The sequence below is a fragment of the Pseudomonas sp. PDM09 genome (assembly GCF_014852305.1).
Classification (GTDB): Bacteria; Pseudomonadota; Gammaproteobacteria; order Pseudomonadales; family Pseudomonadaceae; genus Aquipseudomonas.
Genome location: NZ_JACVBI010000018.1, coordinates 1 through 1,932, shown reverse-complemented (window position 1 = coordinate 1,932; position 1,932 = coordinate 1). Strand labels below are relative to the sequence as shown.

The following is a 1,932-nucleotide window of genomic DNA, read 5'->3' as shown; positions in this document are numbered from 1 at the left end:
GATCGAGTAGGAGGCGGCTTCACAGCCGCCGTCCTCTCACACCACCGTACGTACGGATCCGTATACGGCGGTTCAAGTTATGCGATTAAGCCGAGTTATCGTATCCAGTATTGAGACCAGTCCAAGCCGATCCCACAGTTTCTTCGGTAGCGCATGATTCAAATGTGCAGCTCCTGAGCTCCACCATGGACCACGACCGTTGAACGCCGATATGCAGGCGCGGTGCCTGCTGAGCCCCAGGCGTATCAAGTTCCGAGCCCTTGTTGAGGGCCGTTTCCATTGACGCCATACAGCACAGCGCAGCTTACGACGCACCCAGCCATCCAACTCCTCAAGTGGCTGCTTGCTCTGACTTAGCTTGAAATAGCCTGCCCAACCGCGCAGCACGGGGTTTATCCGCTCGATGACATTCGCCATCTTGTGGCCCCGCGCTCCGCGCAGCAGGTCTCTGACTCGGTCGCGCAAGCGCCCCAGGCTCATCGCCGCCACTCTTAGCCTCGGCTGTTGATGCCAGCTCATCCCATAACCCAGATAATCACAGACCCAAGGCCGTACCACACGGCTCTTTTCCCGGTTGAGCGTCAGTTTCAGACGCTGGGTCAGGAAACGCTCAACACTGACCATCACTCGTTCACCCGCGCGACGACTGCGCACATAAATATTCGCGTCGTCGGCATAGCGCACGAAGCGATGACCCCGCCGCTCCAGTTCGCGGTCGAGTTCGTTGAGCAGGATATTCGACAGCAACGGCGAGAGCGGGCCGCCTTGCGGCGTCCCTTCTTGCCGTCGGCTGACGAGTCCGCCTGACATCGTTCCCGCTTCGAGATAGCGACGGATCAGTCTGAGCACCCGCTTGTCTTCGATTTGACGCGCCACGCAAGCCATCAGGACATCGTGATTGACCCGATCAAAGAACTTCTCGAGATCGAGTTCCACACACCAGCGGTGACCCGCTGCCACATGGTCGCGAGCGGTTTCGAGGGCTTGGTGAGCGCTTCTCCCCGGACGGAAGCCGTAGCTGTAATCCGAGAACAGCGGATCGAAGAGCGGCGTGAGCTGTTGCAGCAGAGCTTGTTGGATCAGGCGATCCACGACGTTGGGAATGCCCAACTGACGGGTTCCACCTTTGGGTTTGGGAATGTCGACGGCGCGTACACCTTGCGGGTGATATTCACCGGCCAACAACCGAGCCTTGAGGGTCGGCCAATACTGTTTCACGTAGTCCGCCAAGTCGTCGACCGTCATGCCATTGGCACCCGGTGCGCCCTTGTTACTGACCACGCGCTGATACGCACGTCTGAGGTTGGCGGGTGCAAGCACCCGCGCCATCAGCGTGTCCGGCTCCGCGTTCGTCCACGTCACAGACGCCGCCGATGCCTGCGCACTGCCAGCCGTCACCCGCGGATTCTGTCCGGGACTTGGGGTCACAGTTCTCTTGCGGAGAAATTTCTGCTTTTTCGACATTCGACGAGACTCTGACGCCTACTGGCGGCATAACCTGTTCGGCCCTTGGTGACGGAGTTATTCGTCACTTACTACGGCCTCGGCTGACTTCTGCACGCTCATCCCGTCGCCTCTCGACGCTCGGTAGCACACTGGCAAACGCACAGATCTCCCAGGGTAATTCGCGCGACCTTCCTGCTTATGCCTGTCGGATCTACGTCGCAGCGTTCCGTGCAAGTATTGGGTTTTGAGGAAGTTTGCCCCCTTACCCCGCTGCGCCGCCTAATCCGCTTCCTGTTCGTCAGGCCAGCATTTTGCCTCGGGCTTCCTTCAGATTCGCAGTCACCCGCGACACCCTTGCCTCTGGCTAACACTTCCCCTTGCCGGGTGTGTAGAGGACTTTCACCTCCAAGTCACCAGCGTGACCACCACAGCCAAGCTGGTTGCGCTTACGCGCAACGCGCCATGCCTGGCGCACAAACGAAAAAC

The 1,932-nt window shown here is 59.4% G+C and carries 1 pseudogene; it reads right to left on the bottom strand.

What is annotated here, in order from left to right:
• Positions 1 to 72: 72 nt before the first annotated feature.
• Positions 73 to 1,495 (bottom strand): annotated as a pseudogene (gene ltrA, locus IB250_RS28450) (group II intron reverse transcriptase/maturase).
• Positions 1,496 to 1,932 lie beyond the last annotated feature (437 nt).